Raw genomic sequence first — 20,397 nt, 5'->3', positions numbered from 1 at the left:
CCGATGAATTTTTGGCTCGTCAAATCCGAACCTTTTAAATATTCCTGGGATGATTTCGTTAAAGAAAAGCGAGGCACCTGGGACGGTGTGAGAAACTTTCAGGCTCGTAATAACCTGAAAGCGATGGCGGTCGGAGATTTGGTTTTATTTTATCATTCTAACGAAGGTAAAGAGATCGTAGGCATTGCAAAGGTAGTTCGGGACGCTTACCCCGACCCTACTACCGACGATGAACGCTGGGTGGTGGTTGATCTGGAACCCGTAGAAAAACTACCCAAATCAGTTACGCTTGAAACGATTAAAGCCGATGAACGTCTGCAAAACATTGCCCTGATTCGCCAGTCTCGGCTTTCGGTTTCCCCCGTCCGGCCCGAAGAATTTGATATCATCATTGGATTAGGCCATGAACATTCGTAACCCCCTCTTTGTCATTACCCTGTTGCTACTGGGTAGTTTGAATGTATTTGCACAGCAAAAGCGTTTGGAAATTCCCATTCCAAGCTCAAACGCTAACATCTTCACGATCCCCGTGGGTCAGGAAGGTGTCATGTTATTAACCCAAACCGGACGAAATTCCTACCACATTGACCGTTTTGATACCAATCTGGAGCGAAGCTGGTCGGTGGATGGAACCATTACCGATGGACTGGAATACGTGACGTATTCGTACGACGGTAAGAACATTTACCTGCTTTTTAGCCGGAACAAGAGTAATGTCTACGAAATCATCAAGGTTTATGTAGGCCCCGGTTTCACCGAAAAATTTGAAATTCACTCGGTGGATAAAATGGAAATCTCGCAGTTCAAGGCCTTCCACGATGGCATTTACATCGCTGGCGTGGTTCGCGAACAGCCCATTTTGTCCTACACAAACCTCCAAACCCGTCAGAATCGTCTGCTGAATGCTTCTTTCAAAGGAAAAGCTGAGGTACAGGCTATTGAAGTCGATTCCGTAACGAATCGCGTGAACGTCACCTACGCCGTGCAGCAGAAAAACCGGGAGTTTTCCATCGTCGTTAAATCATTTGATGATGAAGGAAAACAGCTTTCTGAAATCGTGGTAACTCCCGACGAAGATTACGCCCTACTTGACGGTCGGCTCAGCCCTCTACCGGATGGCACCCAACTGATGATCGGAACGTATGGGTACCGTAGCATGCAGTCCCAAACGAAAGGTCACATGGTACAGGGCATTTATCTGTGCAAAGTAACGGACAAGGAAATTCTGCCCTTAAAATACTATAGCTTCACCGACTTCAAGAATTTCTTCTCGTACCTGAGCCCCCGCGATCAGGAACGTCGCGAGCGTCAGGTTCAACGGAAAAAAGAAAAAGGCAGTGATTTGAAGCTGAACACGCAGTTATTACTTCATGATCTGATTCAGAAAGACGGTCAGCTCATTCTGGTAGCGGAAGCTTTTCAGGCTACGTTCCGTAACAACAGCAATGCCTGGGGCTACGGTAGTCCCTGGGGTAGCCCCATGGGTGGATTTTATCCGGGTTGGGGTTGGGGTATGTACAGCCTGAATCCTTTCTATTTTGGTAATCGCGGCTTCTACAACAATGGTGCTCAGATGTTTGACGGCTGGCAATATACCCACGCTGTAGTCGCTGGAATTGATCCTGAAAAAGCGACTCTGATCTGGGATAACAGCTTTGAAATTGACAAAGTGAAAACCATGTCTCTGAAAGAAAAGGTGAAAGCCAATGTTCAGAACAATCAGGTAACACTGGTGTACAGTGACAATGGCAGCCTGCGTTCGAAATCGATTAAAAATAATATGGTGGTTGAAGACGGAACCGCTCAGGCCCTTGCTACGGGCAATTCGGGAGATCGGGTGCGTCGGAATTCTACCGAAAACGTTGATTATTGGTACGATAACTATTTCCTGGCCTGGGGTTTTCAACGCATCACGAACGATGCCGAAGGTCGCCGGAATGTATTTTACCTGAATAAAGTAGCTTACTAATTTAAGTTTTTGAAAAAAAGGACAGGTGATGGCGAATCATCTGTCCTTTTTTAGCTTTTATATTGAACCATGAAATTACTTACCCCTACCCCCTGGCCGGATTACGAGCTGATTGATTGCGGCAATTTTGAGAAACTCGAACGCTTTGGTGCCTACACGCTGGCACGACCAGAACCGCAGGCCATCTGGGACAAAACCCTTTCGGATGCGGAATGGGAACAAAAAGCTCAGGCCTATTTCAAACGGGAAAAGGGGAATACGGAAAAAGGGGAATGGCTGACCAAGAAAGGCATGCCCGAACGCTGGACCGGAACGTACCAGTTAACGAACCAGAAACTAACTTATAAGCTGGCGTTATCTTCCTTTAAACACGTCGGCTTATTTCCAGAACAGGCGGCTAACTGGGAGTTTATTTACCAGAAAACCAAAGCGTTAGGCGTTCCGAATCCTAAAGTTTTGAATCTATTTGCGTATACTGGCGTTGCTTCGCTGGCAGCCAAAGCGGCGGGTGCTGATGTTACTCACGTGGATTCCGTAAAGCAAGTCATTAGCTGGTCTCGGGAAAACATGGAACTCAGCGAGTTAACTAATATTCGCTGGGTGGTGGAAGATGCCATGAAGTTTGTGAAGCGTGAAGTTCGCCGGGGTAATAAATACCACGGAATTATTCTTGATCCCCCCGCTTACGGTCGCGGACCCGATGGCGAGAAGTGGGTTTTGGAAGAACAGATTAATGAACTGCTCAAGCTTTGTAAAGAATTATTAGAGCCCGAGCATCACTTCTTTTTGATCAATCTGTATTCGTTAAGTTTCTCGGCTTTGATCGCAGAAAGTCTGATTCTCCGTATTTTTGGCCCAACCAGTAACCCCGAATTTGGCGAGTTATACCTCCCTGATTCCTTCAACAAGAAATTACCTTTGGGTATATTTTATCGGTTCTCAACCGTTGAATAAGCCTATTTTTTAGTTGATTTAGCGTAGCAGGATCGATCCGTTCGGCTGCTTAAAATATATCAAATGATGAAGCTATTAATCATTGAAGATGAACCCAAAACGGTTCAGTCCGTACGGCAGGGTTTGGAAGAAAACGGATTTGAAGTAGACATTGCTTACGACGGCCTGATTGGTAAACATCTGGCGAAAAAAAATCCGTATGATTTAATAGTTTCAGACATCATCATGCCCGGCCTGAACGGCGTAGAACTCACGCGGGAACTTCGTAGCGAAGGTGTTGAAACGCCCATCTTATTACTAACTGCTCTGGGCGGCATCGACGAAAAACTGATGGGTTTTGATGCTGGAGCGGATGATTATCTGACGAAACCTTTCGAGTTCGCCGAGTTACTGGCCCGTATTCGCGTATTGGCCCGTCGCTGGAATGGCTCAATGCCTATTGCTTCCAACATTCTCCGATACACCGATCTGGAAATGAATCTGGATTCAAAGACGGTTACCCGTGGAGAGAAAAAGATTGAACTCACCGCCCGTGAATTTGCTCTGCTGGAATTTATGCTTCGCAATCAGGGAAAGGTGCTTTCGAAGGCTGAAATCGCTGAAAAAGTCTGGGACGTTAACTTCGATACCGGTACGAATGTCATTGAAGTATACATTAATCTTTTACGTAAAAAGGTAGATAAAGATTTCACGACTCGCCTCATTCACACGCAATACGGCATGGGTTATGTATTAAAAGTAGAAGATTAATTAACCGTTCTTAGGGAAAGTGTTCTGGCACTTTCCCTAAGAAAAACGCTCCTGATTACCCATTCCTGATCGCTTCATTCAGTATCCACTTATGCAGATTCGTACTCGCCTAACCATTCAATTTACATTGCTGGTTTCAGTGATTGTCTTGTTAGCGTTTACGGCCATTTATTATTTCAGAAAATACAATTTAGAAGAACAATTTTATTACCGGCTTCGCCAGAAGGCGTTAAGTACCGTTGAATTATTGGTTAATCAGAATGAAGTAAATTCTGAAACATTAAAGCTCATTGATCAGTCTAATCGGGACTTATTATACAAAGAAAACGTCATTCTATATACCTACAGAAACAATATCTATCACCTTTCCAATGACACGATTAACTTCAATTTAGATCGGAATATACTGAACCAGATTCGATTAAATAAAGAGTTAAAAATTGAAAAAGGGGAATATAAAATTTACGGGTTGTATTACACCAACGAAGGTGAACGCATGGTCAGCGTAGCCGGAGCCGTTGACGTAGCCGATCAGATTAGCATGCGGGCTTTACTCCGCATTTTAGTGTACGCTTACATCTCTTCTATCTTACTGGTTGCTGTTGTAGGCTGGTTTTTTGCAGGGAGGGCTTTAGTACCTATTTCGACGGTTATTAATGAAGTACAGCGAATTTATCCGCAGAATTTAAGTAAGCGGGTTAATACCCAGAATGAAAAAGATGAAATCGGGCGATTAACCTTTACTTTCAATGCTCTTTTAGATCGGGTTGAACAGGCTTTCCGCTTACAGAATATGTTCATTTCGAACGTTTCACACGAATTAAAAAATCCACTTACCAAGATTATTTCCCAGCTTGAAGTAACCCTCCTTCGGGAACGTTCTTCGGAGGAGTACCGCAATACCATTGCATCCGTACTTGCGGATAGTCGTGATTTAAGCCAGCTTTCAAACACCTTATTGGAATTAGCTAAAGTTTCCGATCAGAATCAACCCTTTCTGACGGCTCCGGTTCGGATGGATGAAATCGTCTGGGATGCCCGTGATTTATTACGGACCACGCACGAAACCTACACCATTAAAGTAGAATTTCCGGCTGATATTGAAGATGAAACCATTTTGACCTTAAATGGCAACGCGTATTTGCTAAAAGTAGCCGTTATTAATTTAATGGAAAATGGCTGTAAATTCTCGGTAGATCATATTGTTAATGTGGCAGTTCAACCTTCTGAAAGCGAATTGAAATTGATCTTCAATAATCGGTCCAATATCGCTGAAGAAGAAATTGGCCTGATCTTTCAGCCCTTTTACCGAAGCCAGAAATCCGTACGAACTTCGGGATATGGCATCGGGTTGTCGCTCGTCGATCGAATCATCAAACTTCACAATGGAACGATTGAGGTAGACTCTCAGAACGGAAATGTTCAATTTGTAGTCTCATTACCGCAGGAAAAATCAAATTTTCAGTAGATTTTAAGGATTGCTTCACCTTACATTAAGTATTCACCCGTTCATTTGCTATTGCAAAGCAAACCAGTTTTCTCATCCGGTTAGATGGTTTGTAATGGGGGAAATGCAGACACGCTGGGGTCCATAACGTCGGCCCCAGCGTAGTCTTTTTAAACCCTTGAGGAGTATGATTAATGATAGGACAATTTACTTAGTTTATCCTGCTAATAATTCACACTAGCGAGTCCATTTACTTAAGATGTATTTCGATTATTCTTAAGTAAAAAATCGAAATACATATTCTTAAATCAAGTGATTTAATTTCTCCTGCCCCACTCCTCCGCCAGTATCCTGTTTGTTATTTGTCAGATCATTTACGTTTTTGTATATGCCTTTCTATTTAAACGGATTACGGTATCGCCCACGCCCGGCCAAACGTACATTTCCCTGGATTATTGTTAGTTTACTAGTTATTTCTGTAGCTGGAAATGTACTGCAATGGACTACTCAAAAATCGATGCAAGTACGATTAAACAATGCCATTATCAGCAGTGACTCTACCCTAGCTGCCCGTCATGAAGCTGAGCGAAAAATCAATAAATTAACGGAAGAATTAGAGATCACTAAAGAAATTCAACAACTGCGGTAACTTACTGAAAATACATTGTTTCGGCTAATCGAAACGTATTGCAGTGAGCTTCTACAATAGCCGCCAGACGTTTGGAATATCCTCCTCCCATCACTACAACTATTGGTAACTGGGATTGCCTGGCATAATGAAACACCATTTCATCACGTTTTTTACAGCCTTCTTTTGTCAGACTTAGTTTACCTAATTTGTCCGTACCCAGTACGTCTACGCCGGAAATAAAAAACAGAAAATCTGGTTTTTGCTCTTCAATTAATGCAGGTAAATGTGCTGCCAACAAAGCTAGATATGTCTCGTCCTGCGTATGCGTTGCCAGTTCTATGTCTAAGTCTGACTTTTCTTTGTGCAATGGATAGTTATCTTTTCCATGCATCGAAAAAGTAAACACTCGGGGTTCCTTTTCAAAAATACAGGCCGTCCCATTACCCTGATGAACGTCCAGATCAATGACCAGAATCTTCTTACTTAGTTCGGTTTTCAATAAATAGTTCGCGGCAATTCCTACATCATTCAATAAGCAGAATCCCTCTCCCTTATCCGCATAAGCGTGATGCGTACCACCAGCTACGTTCATAGCTACGCCATATTTCCGGGCATAATGACAGCAGTCGATGGTACCTTGAGCAATAATAATCTCCCGCTGAACCAGTTGTTCCGTCAAAGGAAAACCAATTCGCCGCACCATCTTATCTGATAACTGAAGCGTCCGCAGATCATGCCAGTACTGCTCCGTGTGGGTAGTCAAAATCCATTGTTCCTCAATGGGTTGAGGAACAAAAAACGAGTCCTCGGCTACGGTTCCTTCCCGCAATAACTGTTGAGGGATTAACTCATATTTTTCCATCGGAAAGCGGTGTCCTTCGGGTAAAGGGTAACAGTATTCCGGGGCATAGGCAATCTTTAGCATACCAAAACGCGTAAATAAAATCCTCAGAGTTTTCTAGTCAAACGTGCAGCCTTCTGAATTGTTCATTGGCCAGGCTGGTCTCATTTTTTAACAAGTAATCATCAACCAATCTTCGAAATCATGAAAAAGCTGGTAGTTCTTTTCCTCTTTAGTGCCACTGTTTCTTTCGCTCAATCTTCTGTAGACGATTCGCGAAAGGATTTGGTGAGCAACCTGAGCAGCACAAGTGATTATTCCATGTTCACCAATGCATTGAATGTCAGTGGCTTGTCTCAGACTATCAAAAGTAACGGCCCATTTACGCTCTTCGCTCCTACGGATAAAGCTTTTGAAAAAATGAATTCTTCGGAGGATCTGATGAAAACTGAAAACAAAGAGAAGCTTACCAAACTGCTCTCTAATCATATTCTGACGGGAAAATACACCTCTAAATCAATCAAAGAAGCGATTGAGCAAGGGAAAGGTAAGGCAGAGTTCAAGACTCTTTCCGGGGGAACGGTTGTGGCCTCGCTATCAGACAATGCAATCTTATTGACCGATGAAGCGGGTAACACCTCCCGGGTAACCATGCCCGATCAGAACTCGGAAAATGGCATCATCCACATCATTGATACCGCTGGAATGGCTAAATAATTGATGCATGCTATAACCAAAGACCCGGTGAGATTTTTTCTTTCGCCGGGCCTTTTTCTGTGTCTGCTATCTAGTAACTTGCCTCCCGTTATTATCCAACAGTTTAATATTTTTACATGGCTACGTGGTTTTTAGGTAAGATTCGATTCACGAAGGAGATTGATGCAGGGAAGTTTCAAACGGTAACAGAAGCCTATTTACTGGATGCTGTTTCATTTACAGATGCAGAAGCTCGTTTATACGATTTGTTAGGTGACAATGCTCCTGATTTTCGGGTATCGAGTCTTTCTCCAATGAAAGTTCAGGAAGTTTTTCATGTAGATGGACCTGAGTTAAAGTGGTTTAAGGCCAAAATTGTGATTACTACTTTTGACGAAAAAGCGAAGAAAGAGAAAAAATCATCCGCTACTTTTCTGGTCAATGCCGATTCAATTAAACAGGCGTATGATCGCGTAGAAGAAGCTCTGGGTCGCGTGGATGATTATGAAATTACGGATGTTTCGTTAACGCCAATTCTGGAAGTTGTTCCTTACGAGGCCGATAACCAGCGAATGGACCAGTTCAGACCTTTGCAGGAGGCGGTTTCCGCTTTTGAGAGTGAACCCAAAGCTCCAAAAACGGAAGAAGCTGCCGAAGAATCCATTACTGCTTTCGAAAAGGCAGAGCCTAGTGCGGAATAAGCACGCGTTCAGTAGTTCATTAAAAGCCTGTTCATCAAACCATTATGTCTGTAATGCGTAGAGGTGAACAGGTTTTTTCATGGATGAGCCGTAAATTTAGTTGCCGACGGGTACGAAGTTTAAACTTTTAATAGTTTAGTTCGTTCTAAATCTCAAGCATTTACCTATTTACCCCTCAACATGATGAAAAAGATTGGAATTCTAGCCTTATTCCTCTACAGCTGTGCTCCTACCCAAAGCCCCAGCAAATCTACCCCTTCTACTACTCCAGCATCAACGGACACGCCGGCGGTAGCCTCGGGTGGACGAACGAACATCAGCGATCAGACCAATCAATCTAATACGCATACCATTCTGGCAAAAGCGTTAAAAGAGTCAGGATTTGCCAATACATTAAAAGGAGCGGGTCCATTTACTTTCTTTGCTCCTACGGACTCCGCTTTTTACAAATCGGATGAAATGCCCGCCTTAACGCAACCCCAGGAAGTGCCTAAGCTTAGAAAAATTCTGGCTTATCACATTGTTCCCGGAATGTGGTATACGCAGAATTTCCAGCAAATGATGGATGACAAGGGTATTAAACGTGTGGAACTAAAGACAATGACCGCTCAATTATTAACCGTTACGAAACAGGATACCCTCTGGATTATTACGGATGCAAATGGCAACCGAGCTTCCATCATTGATGCTAATTTAAAACGAAGCAATGGCGTGGTGCACAGTATTAATGCTTTGCTGGAGCCTAAATAATAGGCTCTTCTTTAACATTACTTAACTTAATTAGCTCGACTTTGCCGCTTACTTTTGCGTATATATTTTTAATTACAATCAAAAATCAACCCAATTTCTTTATCGCCAAATCAATTTGTCATGAAAAAAATCATTCTTTCAGCGGTTCTACTTGCTTCGGTTTCAGTAGCTCAGGCTCAGACGGGAGCTTTTGCGAAAGCCGCACGAAATGTAAAAGCTACGCCTAATTTTCAAAAGGCTGATTCTGTTACGCAGGGTGAACCAAAGAAATTAGCGGTAGTCATGACTGCTCAGAAAAGCATTTCAGATAATGCAATTACTTCACCTGATTTGAGCGACTTCACCAAAGCACTTGCTCAGACGAACGTAAAAAATACGCTTTCAACGGCTGGCCCATTTACGGTTTTTGCTCCTACAAACACCGCTTTTGAAGCTGTTCCTGATGCTGCTAAGTTTTTATCAGCAGATAATACCAATGCCCTGCGTAAGACGCTATTTCACCACGTAGTAACCGGTAAATGGACATCCGCTAATTTGCAGGATGCTATTAATAAAGGTAACGGCAGAACTGTTTTAAGAACCATGACTGCTCAAAATCTGACCGTTTCTAAGAAAGATAATCAGTTTGTTATTTCGGATGAACAAGGCCATCAGGCTGTCGTAGTATTACCCGACCAGGAGCAAAAAAATGGAATTGTCCATGTTGTTTCCGCCGTGTTAATGCCTAAATAATCCGGTACATTTTCATGCATCAAAAGGCTTTCGATGGATCATCGAAAGCCTTTTTTTATACCTAAATATCTTTTATAAACACGACCCGATCTTCCCCTTTCCCGGCGTAGTCCGTTACTACCGGAACCGTATATTTACCCAGTTCTCCTATCATTTCCATTCCCATTTTGTGATGATGAAAAGCAATGGATTTTTCGTTTTGTGGCGTAGTGATCGCCTTCAGTTTATGGTATCCTTTTGCCTTTAAGTACGCTATAAAATGCTGATAGAGTAAACTTCCTAAACCCTTTTTTCTGATAACTCTCCCGAATACCTATCAAATGGACATACCCAGCGGATTGATCAGAAATAAACCCGAAAAGGTAGGCGATGGGCTTTCCCTCATCCCTAATGACGAAAGCTGTTTGTCCAAATTCATGAATGTAAATAGGATGATGATATTTTAACGTCCGATTGCTTCCCCAGAACTCAACGATATCCTCCACAATACTAAAATAATCCTCAAGTGTACAGTTTTCAACTTTCATAGTAATGATGCGACAGAGTGGTTTTAAAACTAATTAATAAAAATTGACATTCTCTTAAATATCGGTTTTACAAATCTAAGTTACCCAACATCTAATCCTGAGACAATGCTAAGACAGGCCATACCAATTTAATTAAGTTATAAAACACATTTTTTTAGATTTCTCATGGTAAGGGCTGTAAAAATCAGGCTTACGTTAAAGCTTCTGTGAGTCATCAAACAAAGCCAATAGAAAGTCTCTTTTATAGTATATTATTAAAAATAACTCAAATGAAGTAGTTATCTATTACTGAATCTGTATATTTATCCGCCTCATCGATCCTCTTCGTCCTCCCTATTATGAGGAAAAGTAATTCTGACTATTTATAGCTTTAAACAAATGGTGTCATCTATGCAATAGAATTAGTTAGCGATAACGCTTGAACTACTAAAAATTAAATAAATAAAACAGCCCTAAACGTATCATTACTAGACAATGCAATATTTCCCGCTTATTTTTGTAATACTTCCACTGTTATTTCTTATCACAAGACCTTTTACAATCCTGTTTCACGAACTTGGGCATGCTATTCCTGCAATTGTTATGACCAAACAGTACGTGTCTATTTATTTAGGCTCCTATGGAGACCCGCAAAATAGCGTTCGTTTCTCTATCGGACTTCTAGACGTTTGGTTTAAATATAATCCCTTTTCGTGGCAGGCTGGACTTTGTGTTCCCTCTGCAAAAGATATTTCAATAAAAAAACAAATTATTTATACACTAACAGGACCTTTAACGTCATTCTTCATTGCTACTATTGCTTGTTATTTTACTTTTTTATTTGACCTTCATGATTCAATTAAAATAATTATAGTAGCTTTTCTTTTCTCCTCTGTAACTGATTTATTTTCAAATCTTAGCCCAAGAAAAAAGCTTATAAAATTATATAATGGCAAATTAATATATAATGATGGTTATCAATTAAAGCAACTATTTTTCTATAAAAAACTAGCAAAAAAATATGAATATGCTATAGAATTATACTATAAAGAAAATTTTTTAGAAGCAGCAAATATTTTTAATCAATTATTGAAGAGCGGTTTAAATAACGAAAATATTTACAAATCAGCTATTAGTTCTTTTTTGCAGGTCAAAGATTATTCCCAGGTAATAGAGCTATATAAAGAACTTGCTGCACAAGGCAACATGTGCTCAGATGATTTTATTAACGTAGGCTTTTCGTATTCAAAACTTGGCCAACATTATGAAGCAATCAAGTATTACGATAAAGCTTTAGAGTTAGACCCTAACCACGAATACTCTTTAGTCAACAAAGGCTTTACATTAATCGTGCTTGAAAAATTTGAAGAATCCATTTTAGTGTTTAATAGAGCAATTGAAATGGAGCCATCATTTTCCTATTCTTATTCGAACAGAGGGCTTGCAAAAATTAAGTCTGGAAATGAGATGGAAGGACTTGAAGACATAAATTATGCTTTAGAACTTAACGAGAAGGATTCTTATGCTTTTCGCAGTTTAGGTATTCATCACCTCGATAAAGGTGATTACACAAAGGCACTTAACTTATTTAAAAACGCTAAAGAATTTGACACAGATACTTATATGATTGAAGAATTAATTACTAAAGCAGAAAAAAATGAAAAGTGACAAACTATCCCCTGCATTATTAAAACTAGTCAATAAAAAAACCGATGCTCTCTCGAACATCGGTTTTTTATTAATTCAATTCAGCTTGCCTTACTTCACTTCTTCGAAGTTTACATCCTGAACGTCTTTGTCATTGGCAGAACCATCAGCCTGACCGTTACCGGCTTCGCCTCCGGGGTAACCCGTAGGTTGACCTTCTGCACCGCCGGCATTTGCCGCATTGTACATTTCAGTAGAAGCAGCAGACCAAGCGTTGTTTAATTGCTCGGTAGCGGCATCAATGGCAGCAACATCCTGGCTTTGGTGAGCAGTACGTAAGCCCGTTAAAGCCGTTTCAATGGCTGATTTATTACCTTCCGAAAGCTTCTCACCGTATTCTTTCAACTGACGTTCCGTTTGGAAAATCAATGAATCGGCTGCATTCAGTTTTTCAATTTTCTCGCGTTCTGCTTTATCCGAAGCTTCATTTGCTTTGGCTTCATCACGCATGCGTTGGATTTCAGCATCGCTCAGACCGCTGGAAGCTTCGATACGAATCTTCTGCTCTTTACCCGTTGCTTTATCTTTCGCCGATACGTTCAGGATACCGTTAGCATCTACGTCAAAGGTTACTTCGATTTGAGGAATACCACGAGGTGCGGGTGGAATATCACTCAGGTGGAAACGACCCAGTGTACGGTTTTGACCCGCCATTGGACGCTCACCTTGCAATACGTGGATTTCAACCGAAGGTTGGTTATCGGATGCCGTAGAGAACGTTTCTGATTTCTTGGTAGGAATCGTAGTGTTGGCGTCGATCAGTTTCGTGAAGACACCACCCATCGTTTCAATACCTAATGATAAAGGAATAACGTCTAACAGAAGAACGTCTTTCACTTCACCCGTTAATACCCCACCTTGTACTGCTGCACCAATGGCAACCGCTTCATCAGGGTTAACGTTTCTTGAAGGCTTCTTACCAAAGAATTTTTCTACTTCTTCCTGTACTTTAGGAATACGCGTCGAACCACCTACCAGAATTACTTCATCAATTTGTGAAGTGCTGATGTTGGCGTTCTTCATAGCCTTCCGAACTGGTTCCATCATCCGTACGAACAGGCTGTCAGCCAATTGTTCGAATTTCGCCCGGGTCAGCGTACGCACCAAGTGCTTAGGCATGCCGTTCACGGGGAAGATGTAAGGAAGGTTAATTTCGGTTTGGCTTGAAGAAGAAAGTTCAACTTTAGCTTTTTCAGCGGCTTCTTTCAAACGCTGAAGAGCCATAGGATCCTGACGTAAATCAACGCCTTCGTCAGCTTTGAACTCATTCGCTAACCAATCGATGATTACCTGATCGAAGTCATCACCGCCCAGGTGCGTATCACCATCGGTTGATTTTACTTCGAAAACGCCATCACCCAATTCAAGAATCGAAATATCAAACGTACCACCACCTAAGTCAAACACGGCAATTTTCATGTCATGTTTTTTGTCCAGACCAAAGGCCAGAGCAGCAGCCGTAGGCTCGTTAATGATACGCTTCACATCCAGACCTGCAATTTGTCCCGCTTCTTTCGTAGCCTGACGTTCTGCATCGTTGAAGTAAGCAGGTACCGTAATAACGGCTTCAGTAACGGTTTGTCCCAGGTAATCTTCAGCCGTCTGCTTCATTTTCGTTAGAATCTGAGCTGAAATTTCCTGTGGCGTATATAAACGATCGCCAATGCGAACGCGTGGAGTATTGTTAGGGCCTTGTTCTACTTTGTACGAAATGGTTTTCATTTCATTTTGTACTTCAGAGAAACTCTTACCCATAAAACGCTTGATTGACTGAATCGTATTCGTTGGGTTCGTAATAGCCTGACGTTTGGCAGGATCTCCTACTTTACGTTCGCCATTACCATTATCCATAAAGGCTACGACCGAAGGAGTAGTCCGACGACCTTCGCTGTTTGGAATTACAACGGGCTCGTTGCCTTCCATTACTGCAACGCAGGAGTTCGTTGTACCTAAGTCAATGCCAATGATTTTTCCCATGATTAATATATTGTTTTAATTTTCTCGGTTATCGGTAGATATGCCTCTATTATCTAAATCCCCGTGCCCGGAAATGTTTTTTATGGCTTTTATGACAGATTGACAGTAAAAAAGGAAAAGTCCGCAGAAATAAATTCCACGGACTTTCTCAATACTTATCTATCGTTAATGAATGCGATACGAATTATTTGCCGCCGAAAAGCCCGCCCAGTAATCCGCCGAGGCCTCCTTCATTTTCCTCTTTCTTTGCTGTATTGTTACCTCCGAACAAACTTCCTCCGATATTTTTCAGGTCGTTCATATCTAACTTGCCATCGGCTAAGGCCCCGGCTACTTTGCTAAAATCGAAACCTCCCGTATTAGCTCCTGAGCCCGCTAATAGCGAGCCTAATACTGAACTCATATCTAAGGATTTATCTCCTGAGTTATTTAATTTACTAATAAAGGTGCTGAGTACGAGTGGTAATACTGAGCTAACAATGCTTTGAGCAGTACTGCCACTGATTCCAAATTTATCCATCAGACTTCCTATGGCATTCTGGGAAATTCCAGACACAACGGGACTTTGATTAACGTCCTGTTGTCCAGATAACAATTCCATGATTCCACCAATATTTCCTTTGGCCGCCTCGCCCTGAAAACCTTGTACAATAGAAGTTAAAAGCGTGCTTTGCACCGCTTCATTATCCTGATTTGGAACGGCAGGATTATTCACTACTGCTTCCTGTGAGTTATTTTTGATAATATCTAACAATTGGTCTAACATAATTTCTGAATTTTAGTCATACGTTGATTAAACGAATAACAAGAGTGAGGGGCTTTTTGATTTAGAAAAATAAATTTGACTTCTGCATAACTAATCAGAAATTTACCAAAAAACAATACCGATAACTCATTCCCAAACATAACCTTCGACGTTTTATGACAACCCGACTGGCATCTAATCAGTTAATTGAAGATTTAAAAAAAGAGGTAGAGGGCTTATTGTATACAAGTGAATCAGACGCTCCCTTTGAGGTTACTCCTTTAAGTTGGACGGGCGAAGCATCCCCTGAAAAAGAGGATTTTATCAGGCTTTTAGAGTTGGAAGAAGGAACGCCCATCCAAACCCAGCGGCTGGATACTTTCTTTAAACCTTTACTAAAAAGTTACGACTGGTTTGGAGAAGAAGAAACCGCTACGCTCGAACGGTATCAGAAACTGAAAGAATACGTTACTACTCAACTGACGCACACCCAGGTGTATCGGGTAGGCGAAGTAGAAATCAAAGTATACATCGTGGGTGAAACGATCGATCAGCAATGGGTAGCTCTGAAGACCGAAGCCACTGAAACGGAGTAAGGTTCCGAATGTCTTTTCGTCAGTTATGATGAGTTCTGTAACCGAAAAGAATGTCAATCTGACGGTTATAAATGAAAAAGACCTCCGAGTTTTCGGAGGTCTTTTTATAGGTAGATACTAATAGCTTAGTCTACAAATCATTTCACATGATCAACTACAGCTTTGAACGCATCAGGATGGTTCATGGCTAAGTCGGCAAGTACTTTACGATTCAGTTCGATACCTGAGTTATGCAGTTTGCCAATGAATTGAGAGTAGCTCAGACCGTGTTGACGAACACCGGCGTTGATACGAGCAATCCATAAAGCACGGAAATTCCGTTTTTTCTGCTTACGGTCACGGTAAGCATAATTTAAACCACGTTCAACGGCATTTTTAGCTACCGTCCAAACGTTTTTACGACGGCCATAATAACCTTTGGCCAATTTGAGCACTTTTTTGCGACGTGCCCGAGACGCTACGTGATTGACACTACGTGGCATAATGTGTTAGTTTTTTGACGTTGGCGGAAAGGGTTTTGAGTTTGGGGTTGAGGGTTTTGAGTTAAACTCTAAACAAACAACGCTAAACGCTAAACTCATTTCTCTTGAAGGCCATTAGTCGGGTTAAACAAGGAAAACCTGTAATCAGTCCGAAGAATGAATTACTTAGCGAGCAGAGCGATTACGCGAGCGTGATCTGACTCATGCACCAGCGTGGTTTTAACGAGGTTAGCCTTACGCTTGTTAGACTTTTTCGTTAAAATGTGGCTGTGGAAGGCATGCTTCCGCTTGATTTGTCCGGTTCCAGTCAGCTTAAAACGCTTTTTGGAGCCCGAGTTTGATTTTTGCTTAGGCATAAAACTGAACCTGTTAACGTTATAAAAAAGGTACTATTTGTGAAATGAACCGCAAAGGTAAGGAAAAATGATAAGATTTTAATAGGAAGGCGGATTCAATTTTAGGGAAACTGTAATTTATTCTTTTGTAGAGGCAATTGAAATTCTTTTTACCGCATGCCCCTTTGAAAAAGGCATGAGCCTTTGCCAAAAATAAAATGCTTATTTTCCCTGGTTGGTGTCCTCACCAACCACTTGGCTCTTAGTAATGGCTGGTGAAGACACCAGCCAGGGCGGGAATATTCTAAACTGTAGTAATTAAAACTGCCTCTTACCCAGACGCGATCAATCGCGTCTCTACAAAAGATAAATACCTATAATATCCGCCCTGGTTGGTGTCCTCACCAACCATTTGGCTCTTAGTAATGGCTAGTGAAGGCACCAGCCAGGGAGGGAACATTCTGAATTGTAGTAATCAAAACCGCCTCTCACCCAAACGCGATCAATCGCGTCTCTACAAAAGATAAATACCTATAACTAAAAACCCTCCACAGAAAACTGCGGAGGGTTTTGATCTATTAGATAAAGCTTATTTTTTCACTTTGGGTGCAATGATGATGTTCATCCGGCGACCTTCCAAGCGAGCTTCTGATTCCAGTTTTCCGTGCTCTTCCAGATCTGACATAAATCTTTTCAGCAGGTTGAAACCCTGATCTTTGAACACGATTTCACGTCCTGAGAATTGTACGTAAGCTTTTACTTTCGAACCTTCTTTCAGGAAGTTGATCGCGTGTTTCAATTTAAAATCGTAATCGTGGTCATCCGTTGTAGGACTGAAACGAATTTCCTTGATAACAACTTTAATTTGCTTGGACTTAAGTTCCTTTTGCTTTTTCTTCTGCTCGTACTTGAACTTAGAATAGTCAACGATCCGACAAACCGGAGGTTCAGCATTGGGAGAAATTTCAACCAGATCCAGCTCTTGTTGTTGAGCCATTTCGAGGGCCTGACGGATATCCACAATACCCTGGTCTACGTTTTCTCCAACCAATCGTACTTGTTGTACTCCGCGAATCAATTGATTAATGCGGTAGGGTTCTTCTTTCCTTACAGGAGGTCTGCGGTTCATACCGCCAGGGCGTAATGCCATACTTCTTAATTTGGTGTTTTTTGAGTTTTTCAGTTAGCGAGTTTTCAGTGGGATACAGATCTTACCGAAACCTCTTTATCCTGACTGAAAACTGAGAAGAAGCCGTTAAATAAGCTTCCTTATTTAACGGCTTCAAAAATTATGTGCCTAAGATCAGCTATTTCTGAAATTTAAGCAAATTTTTATTGATTTCCTCCTTAGCAAGGGCAATAAACTGACCGATTGGCATACTGCCTAAGTCACCTTCGCCTTTTTTACGGATAGAAACCGTTCCTTCAGCCTGTTCCTTCTCCCCAACGATGAGCATAAACGGCGTTTTAGAAACTTCAGCATCGCGAATTTTCTTACCGATTTTTTCATCCCGGTGATCTACATACCCACGCAGGTCTTCTTCCTGTAACAGCAGGAAAATTTCATTGGCGTAGTCGGTATATTTTTCCGAGATCGGTAATACGGCCAGCTGATCGGGAGAAAGCCACAGCGGGAAGTTACCTGCCGTACTTTCAATCAGGATAGCAACGAAACGTTCGAGCGAGCCAAAAGGTGCCCGGTGAATCATAACGGGGCGGTATTTCTTATTATCTGAACCGGTATATTCCAGATCAAAACGCTCGGGAAGGTTATAGTCTACCTGAATAGTACCTAACTGCCACTTCCGTCCCAGGGCATCTTTTACCATGAAGTCCAGTTTGGGACCGTAGAATGCCGCTTCTCCGTATTCAATAACCGTATTTAACCCTTTGGCTTCAGCGGAGCGAATAATAGCCTGTTCCGCACGATCCCAGTTTTCGTCGGTTCCGATGTACTTCGCCCGATCTTCCTGATCACGCAGGGAAACCTGAGCACTGTACTCACTGAAACCTAAGGCTTTGAATACATACTGAACCAGATCGATTACTTTCATGAACTCCTCTTCTACCTGATCGGGACGGCAGAAAATGTGAGCATCATCCTGCGTAAAGCCCCGCACGCGAGTCAGACCGTGTAACTCACCCGACTGCTCGTACCGATATACCGTTCCGAATTCCGCAAAACGAACCGGTAAATCCCGGTAACTGCGTGGTTTCGAACGATAAATCTCACAGTGGTGAGGACAGTTCATGGGCTTGAGCAGGAACTCTTCGTCTTCATCTGGCGTATGAATCGGCTGGAATGAATCCTTGCCATATTTTTCATAGTGACCGGAAGTTACGTATAATTGCTTCGAGCCAATGTGAGGAGTAACCACGGGTAAATAACCCGCCCGAACCTGAGCCCGACGCAGGAAGTTTTCCAGACGCTCCCGCAGAGCCGCACCTTTGGGTAACCACAGAGGTAAACCCTGTCCTACCCGCTCGGAGAAGGTGAAGAGTTCGAGTTCTTTCCCCAGCTTGCGGTGATCCCGTTTCTTGGCTTCTTCCAACACGTGCAGATACTCTTCGAGTTCTTTCTGTTTAGGGAAGGTCACCGCGTAAATACGGGTCAGCATTTTATTGTTTTCGTTGCCTCTCCAGTACGCACCCGCTACGTTCAGAATTTTCGCAGCTTTGATGAATCCTGTATCTGGAATGTGAGGGCCACGACATAAGTCCGTGAAATTTCCCTGGTTGTAAAACGTGATTTTTCCATCTTCCAGATCTTTCAGCAGATCCAGTTTGTACTCATCTCCTTTTTCTTCGAAGTAAGCAATGGCATCCGCTTTCGAAATGGACGTACGGGTGAATACCTCTTTCGTACGGGCCAGCTCCAGCATTTTGTCTTCTACTTTCTTGAAGTCTTCCTGCGAGAATTTGTGATCGCCGAGGTCTACATCGTAATAAAATCCGGTTTCGATGGCGGGGCCAATACCGAATTTCACACCAGGATATAAAGCTTCCAGGGCTTCGGCCAGCAAGTGAGCGGACGAATGCCAGAAGGTTGATTTGCCTTCCGTGTCATTCCAGGTCAGCAATTTCACGTGGGCATCGGAGTCGATAGGGCGACTAGAGTCCCACACCTGACCGTCTACAACGGCGGCTAATACATTACGGGCAAGGCCTTCGCTGATGCTACGGGCGATGTCCATGCCGGAGACACCCTTCGGAAACGTACGGATGCTTCCGTCCGGCAGGGTAATTTGGATTTGGTTTTCCATTTGTATTTAGTAAATAGAACGATTAAAAAATCACGGAGATACAAAGTCCGTGAGTGCTTTGTTAGTTTAGCGTTTGGGGTTTTGAGTTAATTATGATTACTCTTTTTCAACAACTCGAAACCCAAAACTCCTAACAACTAAACTATATGGTATCGCCTTCGGCGGTGCCGTTGGTTTTGTCGGGGACGGCTAGTCCGGGGCGGTATCTTTCTTCCTGACGTAAATACGGGTAATTCGTCAATTGTCTCCGCCGGGTTCGCCAATACCCTCCTACGGCTTTGCGATTGGCTGGATTTTCTCTGGCTTCCTCCAGGTAATAATCCATGGCTTTGTCATCGTCCCCTGTATATTCAAGGCACTGAGCCATGAGAAAGTTCAATCCGGGGTAATTTGGGCTTGTTTTCTCAACAATTCGCAAATGCTTGAGAGCTGGGACCACCTTTTGCACGCCAAATAAAATAGATGCTGCGTACATATTCGCTCCCGGATGCTCAGGTTCTACCTTTAAGGTTTTGTTAAATTCCGCATAGGCACTGTCTACCTGAGCGGTATGCGTAAAAGCCAATCCTCGCCGGTAGTGCAAGTCCGCATCTTTGGGGTAATAATTCAGCCCTTCCCGGGCGAACCATAAGGCTTTCGGATAGTCCTTTTGCTGGTAATAAATGGAAGAAAGCTGCTGATACGCTCCCAAAAATCCGGGAACCAGCGTTCGGGTTCGCATGAATAATACCAAAGCTGCCGTCGTGTCTCCAAGCTTGGCCGCAATCATCCCCCGGTAGAAATACGCCTCTCCGTAATAAGGATTAATCTGCAAAGTGCGGGCCAGGTATTGTCTGGATTTCCCTAGCTGATTGACCCGCTGGTATAAGTCGGCCAGCAAAACATAGACATCAGGATTCCGTTCGTTGAGAATTTCGGCTCGCTGAGCGGCCTGTAAAGCCTCGTTAATCTGCTTTTTTTCACGTAGAATCCGGGCTTTGGTCACGTAATACCGACCCGTATTTCGTTTCAGGTTAATAGCCGTATTAATATCTTCCAGAGCGGCGTCCAACTCCGACCGTTGCAGGTAAATCTCAGCTCTTTTCTGATAATTTTCCGCCAGATCAGGATACTGCTGAATGGCCCGACTCAGGAATTCCAGGGCTTTAGGCGTTGAGAATCCTTCGTTCATATTCGGTAAAGGTGGAATACGCACGCCCTCCTGTTCTTCCGAAGAACAGCCCATCAATACCCAACTCAGAACGACCAGAAACCCTACAACTTTCCCGAAATGAATCATTTCTACAACTTAAAACGCCGCAAAATTAGTCGGTTT

Annotated in this window: 22 protein-coding genes; 12 read left to right on the top strand and 10 right to left on the bottom strand. The window is 42.6% G+C overall.

Annotation, left to right across the window (positions count from 1 at the left end; genetic code table 11):
- The first annotated feature begins 3 nt into the window (after positions 1–3).
- The 6 genes from QE390_RS16580 (at position 4) to QE390_RS16555 (ending at position 5,769) form a co-directional block, all read left to right on the top strand.
- A complete protein-coding gene (locus QE390_RS16580) occupies positions 4–417 on the top strand; it encodes an EVE domain-containing protein (protein WP_106634856.1) in 414 nt (137 codons plus the stop codon).
- On the top strand, positions 404–1,969 hold the full coding sequence (locus QE390_RS16575; RefSeq protein ID WP_106634857.1) for a hypothetical protein: 1,566 nt from the start codon (positions 404–406) through the stop codon (positions 1,967–1,969). Before QE390_RS16580 ends, QE390_RS16575 begins: the two co-directional genes overlap by 14 nt.
- A 69-nt stretch (positions 1,970–2,038) precedes the next feature.
- Positions 2,039–2,923 (top strand): class I SAM-dependent methyltransferase, encoded by an 885-nt coding sequence (locus tag QE390_RS16570; protein ID WP_307142962.1) that lies wholly within the window; start codon positions 2,039–2,041, stop codon positions 2,921–2,923.
- 66 nt (positions 2,924–2,989) lie between these two features.
- On the top strand, positions 2,990–3,673 hold the full coding sequence (locus QE390_RS16565) for a response regulator (RefSeq protein ID WP_106635044.1): 684 nt from the start codon (positions 2,990–2,992) through the stop codon (positions 3,671–3,673).
- 91 nt (positions 3,674–3,764) lie between these two features.
- A complete protein-coding gene (locus QE390_RS16560) occupies positions 3,765–5,141 on the top strand; it encodes a HAMP domain-containing sensor histidine kinase (protein ID WP_307142961.1) in 1,377 nt (458 codons plus the stop codon).
- 367 nt (positions 5,142–5,508) lie between these two features.
- Complete coding sequence (locus QE390_RS16555) at positions 5,509–5,769, top strand: hypothetical protein (protein ID WP_307142960.1); 261 nt, start codon at positions 5,509–5,511, stop codon at positions 5,767–5,769.
- Between the two features lies 1 nt (position 5,770).
- Here the strand turns inward: QE390_RS16555 and QE390_RS16550 are convergent, their stop codons facing one another.
- A complete protein-coding gene (locus QE390_RS16550) occupies positions 5,771–6,676 on the bottom strand; it encodes a histone deacetylase (protein WP_307142959.1) in 906 nt (301 codons plus the stop codon).
- Between the two features lie 120 nt (positions 6,677–6,796).
- On the opposite strand from QE390_RS16550, the gene QE390_RS16545 reads away from it, so the two are divergent.
- From QE390_RS16545 to QE390_RS16530, 4 genes are all read left to right on the top strand, one after another.
- On the top strand, positions 6,797–7,309 hold the full coding sequence (locus tag QE390_RS16545; RefSeq protein ID WP_106634862.1) for a fasciclin domain-containing protein: 513 nt from the start codon (positions 6,797–6,799) through the stop codon (positions 7,307–7,309).
- 116 nt (positions 7,310–7,425) lie between these two features.
- The gene (locus tag QE390_RS16540; protein WP_106634863.1) at positions 7,426–7,989 is read left to right on the top strand and encodes a DUF4494 domain-containing protein; all 564 of its coding nucleotides are present in this window, start codon (positions 7,426–7,428) and stop codon (positions 7,987–7,989) included.
- 180 nt (positions 7,990–8,169) lie between these two features.
- Positions 8,170–8,739: a fasciclin domain-containing protein gene (locus QE390_RS16535; protein ID WP_307142958.1), complete on the top strand. Its 570-nt coding sequence runs from the start codon at positions 8,170–8,172 to the stop codon at positions 8,737–8,739.
- A gap of 120 nt (positions 8,740–8,859) precedes the next feature.
- Positions 8,860–9,471 carry a fasciclin domain-containing protein gene (locus QE390_RS16530; RefSeq protein ID WP_307142957.1) on the top strand — a complete coding sequence of 204 codons (612 nt, stop codon included), beginning with the start codon at positions 8,860–8,862 and terminating at the stop codon, positions 9,469–9,471.
- A 61-nt stretch (positions 9,472–9,532) separates the two neighbouring features.
- On the opposite strand, the gene QE390_RS24775 is transcribed toward QE390_RS16530, so the two are convergent.
- Entirely contained in the window at positions 9,533–9,727 is a 195-nt protein-coding gene (locus tag QE390_RS24775) for an N-acetyltransferase family protein (protein WP_373424563.1), read from the bottom strand.
- Positions 9,696–9,998 carry a GNAT family N-acetyltransferase gene (locus QE390_RS16525; RefSeq protein WP_307142956.1) on the bottom strand — a complete coding sequence of 101 codons (303 nt, stop codon included), beginning with the start codon at positions 9,996–9,998 and terminating at the stop codon, positions 9,696–9,698. Before QE390_RS16525 ends, QE390_RS24775 begins: the two co-directional genes overlap by 32 nt.
- 597 nt (positions 9,999–10,595) lie before the next feature.
- Between QE390_RS16525 and QE390_RS16520 the strand changes: the two genes are divergently transcribed.
- A complete protein-coding gene (locus QE390_RS16520; protein ID WP_307142955.1) occupies positions 10,596–11,645 on the top strand; it encodes a tetratricopeptide repeat protein in 1,050 nt (349 codons plus the stop codon).
- A gap of 90 nt (positions 11,646–11,735) precedes the next feature.
- Here QE390_RS16520 and dnaK read toward each other — a convergent pair whose 3' ends face one another.
- Both dnaK and QE390_RS16510 read right to left on the bottom strand, forming a co-directional pair.
- Positions 11,736–13,661, bottom strand: coding sequence for a molecular chaperone DnaK (dnaK, locus tag QE390_RS16515; protein WP_106634867.1), 1,926 nt, complete (start codon positions 13,659–13,661; stop codon positions 11,736–11,738).
- Positions 13,662–13,845: 184 nt separating this feature from the next.
- Positions 13,846–14,427 carry a DUF937 domain-containing protein gene (locus tag QE390_RS16510; RefSeq protein ID WP_307142954.1) on the bottom strand — a complete coding sequence of 194 codons (582 nt, stop codon included), beginning with the start codon at positions 14,425–14,427 and terminating at the stop codon, positions 13,846–13,848.
- A 155-nt stretch (positions 14,428–14,582) separates the two neighbouring features.
- Here QE390_RS16510 and QE390_RS16505 point away from each other — a divergent pair, with 155 nt between their 5' ends.
- A complete protein-coding gene (locus QE390_RS16505; RefSeq protein ID WP_307142953.1) occupies positions 14,583–15,002 on the top strand; it encodes a nuclease A inhibitor family protein in 420 nt (139 codons plus the stop codon).
- Between the two features lie 137 nt (positions 15,003–15,139).
- On the opposite strand, the gene rplT is transcribed toward QE390_RS16505, so the two are convergent.
- The 5 genes from rplT to QE390_RS16480 all read right to left on the bottom strand — a co-directional run bounded on the left by rplT (position 15,140) and on the right by QE390_RS16480 (position 20,361).
- Positions 15,140–15,484, bottom strand: coding sequence for a 50S ribosomal protein L20 (gene rplT, locus QE390_RS16500; RefSeq protein ID WP_307142952.1), 345 nt, complete (start codon positions 15,482–15,484; stop codon positions 15,140–15,142).
- Positions 15,485–15,645: 161 nt separating this feature from the next.
- Positions 15,646–15,840: a 50S ribosomal protein L35 gene (rpmI, locus tag QE390_RS16495; RefSeq protein ID WP_106634870.1), complete on the bottom strand. Its 195-nt coding sequence runs from the start codon at positions 15,838–15,840 to the stop codon at positions 15,646–15,648.
- Positions 15,841–16,408: 568 nt separating this feature from the next.
- A complete protein-coding gene (infC, locus tag QE390_RS16490; RefSeq protein WP_106634871.1) occupies positions 16,409–16,969 on the bottom strand; it encodes a translation initiation factor IF-3 in 561 nt (186 codons plus the stop codon).
- 157 nt (positions 16,970–17,126) lie between these two features.
- Positions 17,127–19,082 (bottom strand): threonine--tRNA ligase, encoded by a 1,956-nt coding sequence (gene thrS, locus QE390_RS16485; protein WP_106634872.1) that lies wholly within the window; start codon positions 19,080–19,082, stop codon positions 17,127–17,129.
- A gap of 142 nt (positions 19,083–19,224) precedes the next feature.
- Positions 19,225–20,361, bottom strand: a complete 1,137-nt coding sequence (locus QE390_RS16480) for a lipopolysaccharide assembly protein LapB (RefSeq protein ID WP_307142951.1) — start codon at positions 20,359–20,361, stop codon at positions 19,225–19,227.
- Between the last annotated feature and the right edge of the window lie 36 nt (positions 20,362–20,397).

This window comes from Siphonobacter sp. SORGH_AS_1065 (genome assembly GCF_030818595.1).
Lineage (GTDB): Bacteria > Bacteroidota > Bacteroidia > Cytophagales > Spirosomataceae > Siphonobacter.
Note: the sequence above shows the minus strand (reverse complement) of the source record. Positions and strands in the feature narration are given on the sequence as shown.

What these genes read in the sequence shown, in the direction of transcription:
- QE390_RS16580 (WP_106634856.1), top strand. Translation starts at nt 4, where the DNA reads ATGAATTTTTGGCTCGTCAAATCCGAACCTTTTAAATATTCCTGGGAT.
- QE390_RS16575 (WP_106634857.1), top strand. Translation starts at nt 404, where the DNA reads ATGAACATTCGTAACCCCCTCTTTGTCATTACCCTGTTGCTACTGGGT.
- QE390_RS16570 (WP_307142962.1), top strand. Translation starts at nt 2,039, where the DNA reads ATGAAATTACTTACCCCTACCCCCTGGCCGGATTACGAGCTGATTGAT.
- QE390_RS16565 (WP_106635044.1), top strand. Translation starts at nt 2,990, where the DNA reads ATGAAGCTATTAATCATTGAAGATGAACCCAAAACGGTTCAGTCCGTA.
- QE390_RS16560 (WP_307142961.1), top strand. Translation starts at nt 3,765, where the DNA reads ATGCAGATTCGTACTCGCCTAACCATTCAATTTACATTGCTGGTTTCA.
- QE390_RS16555 (WP_307142960.1), top strand. Translation starts at nt 5,509, where the DNA reads ATGCCTTTCTATTTAAACGGATTACGGTATCGCCCACGCCCGGCCAAA.
- QE390_RS16550 (WP_307142959.1), bottom strand. Translation starts at nt 6,676, where the DNA reads ATGCTAAAGATTGCCTATGCCCCGGAATACTGTTACCCTTTACCCGAA.
- QE390_RS16545 (WP_106634862.1), top strand. Translation starts at nt 6,797, where the DNA reads ATGAAAAAGCTGGTAGTTCTTTTCCTCTTTAGTGCCACTGTTTCTTTC.
- QE390_RS16540 (WP_106634863.1), top strand. Translation starts at nt 7,426, where the DNA reads ATGGCTACGTGGTTTTTAGGTAAGATTCGATTCACGAAGGAGATTGAT.
- QE390_RS16535 (WP_307142958.1), top strand. Translation starts at nt 8,170, where the DNA reads ATGATGAAAAAGATTGGAATTCTAGCCTTATTCCTCTACAGCTGTGCT.
- QE390_RS16530 (WP_307142957.1), top strand. Translation starts at nt 8,860, where the DNA reads ATGAAAAAAATCATTCTTTCAGCGGTTCTACTTGCTTCGGTTTCAGTA.
- QE390_RS16525 (WP_307142956.1), bottom strand. Translation starts at nt 9,998, where the DNA reads ATGAAAGTTGAAAACTGTACACTTGAGGATTATTTTAGTATTGTGGAG.
- dnaK (WP_106634867.1), bottom strand. Translation starts at nt 13,661, where the DNA reads ATGGGAAAAATCATTGGCATTGACTTAGGTACAACGAACTCCTGCGTT.
- QE390_RS16510 (WP_307142954.1), bottom strand. Translation starts at nt 14,427, where the DNA reads ATGTTAGACCAATTGTTAGATATTATCAAAAATAACTCACAGGAAGCA.
- QE390_RS16505 (WP_307142953.1), top strand. Translation starts at nt 14,583, where the DNA reads ATGACAACCCGACTGGCATCTAATCAGTTAATTGAAGATTTAAAAAAA.
- rplT (WP_307142952.1), bottom strand. Translation starts at nt 15,484, where the DNA reads ATGCCACGTAGTGTCAATCACGTAGCGTCTCGGGCACGTCGCAAAAAA.
- rpmI (WP_106634870.1), bottom strand. Translation starts at nt 15,840, where the DNA reads ATGCCTAAGCAAAAATCAAACTCGGGCTCCAAAAAGCGTTTTAAGCTG.
- infC (WP_106634871.1), bottom strand. Translation starts at nt 16,969, where the DNA reads ATGGCATTACGCCCTGGCGGTATGAACCGCAGACCTCCTGTAAGGAAA.
- thrS (WP_106634872.1), bottom strand. Translation starts at nt 19,082, where the DNA reads ATGGAAAACCAAATCCAAATTACCCTGCCGGACGGAAGCATCCGTACG.
- QE390_RS16480 (WP_307142951.1), bottom strand. Translation starts at nt 20,361, where the DNA reads ATGATTCATTTCGGGAAAGTTGTAGGGTTTCTGGTCGTTCTGAGTTGG.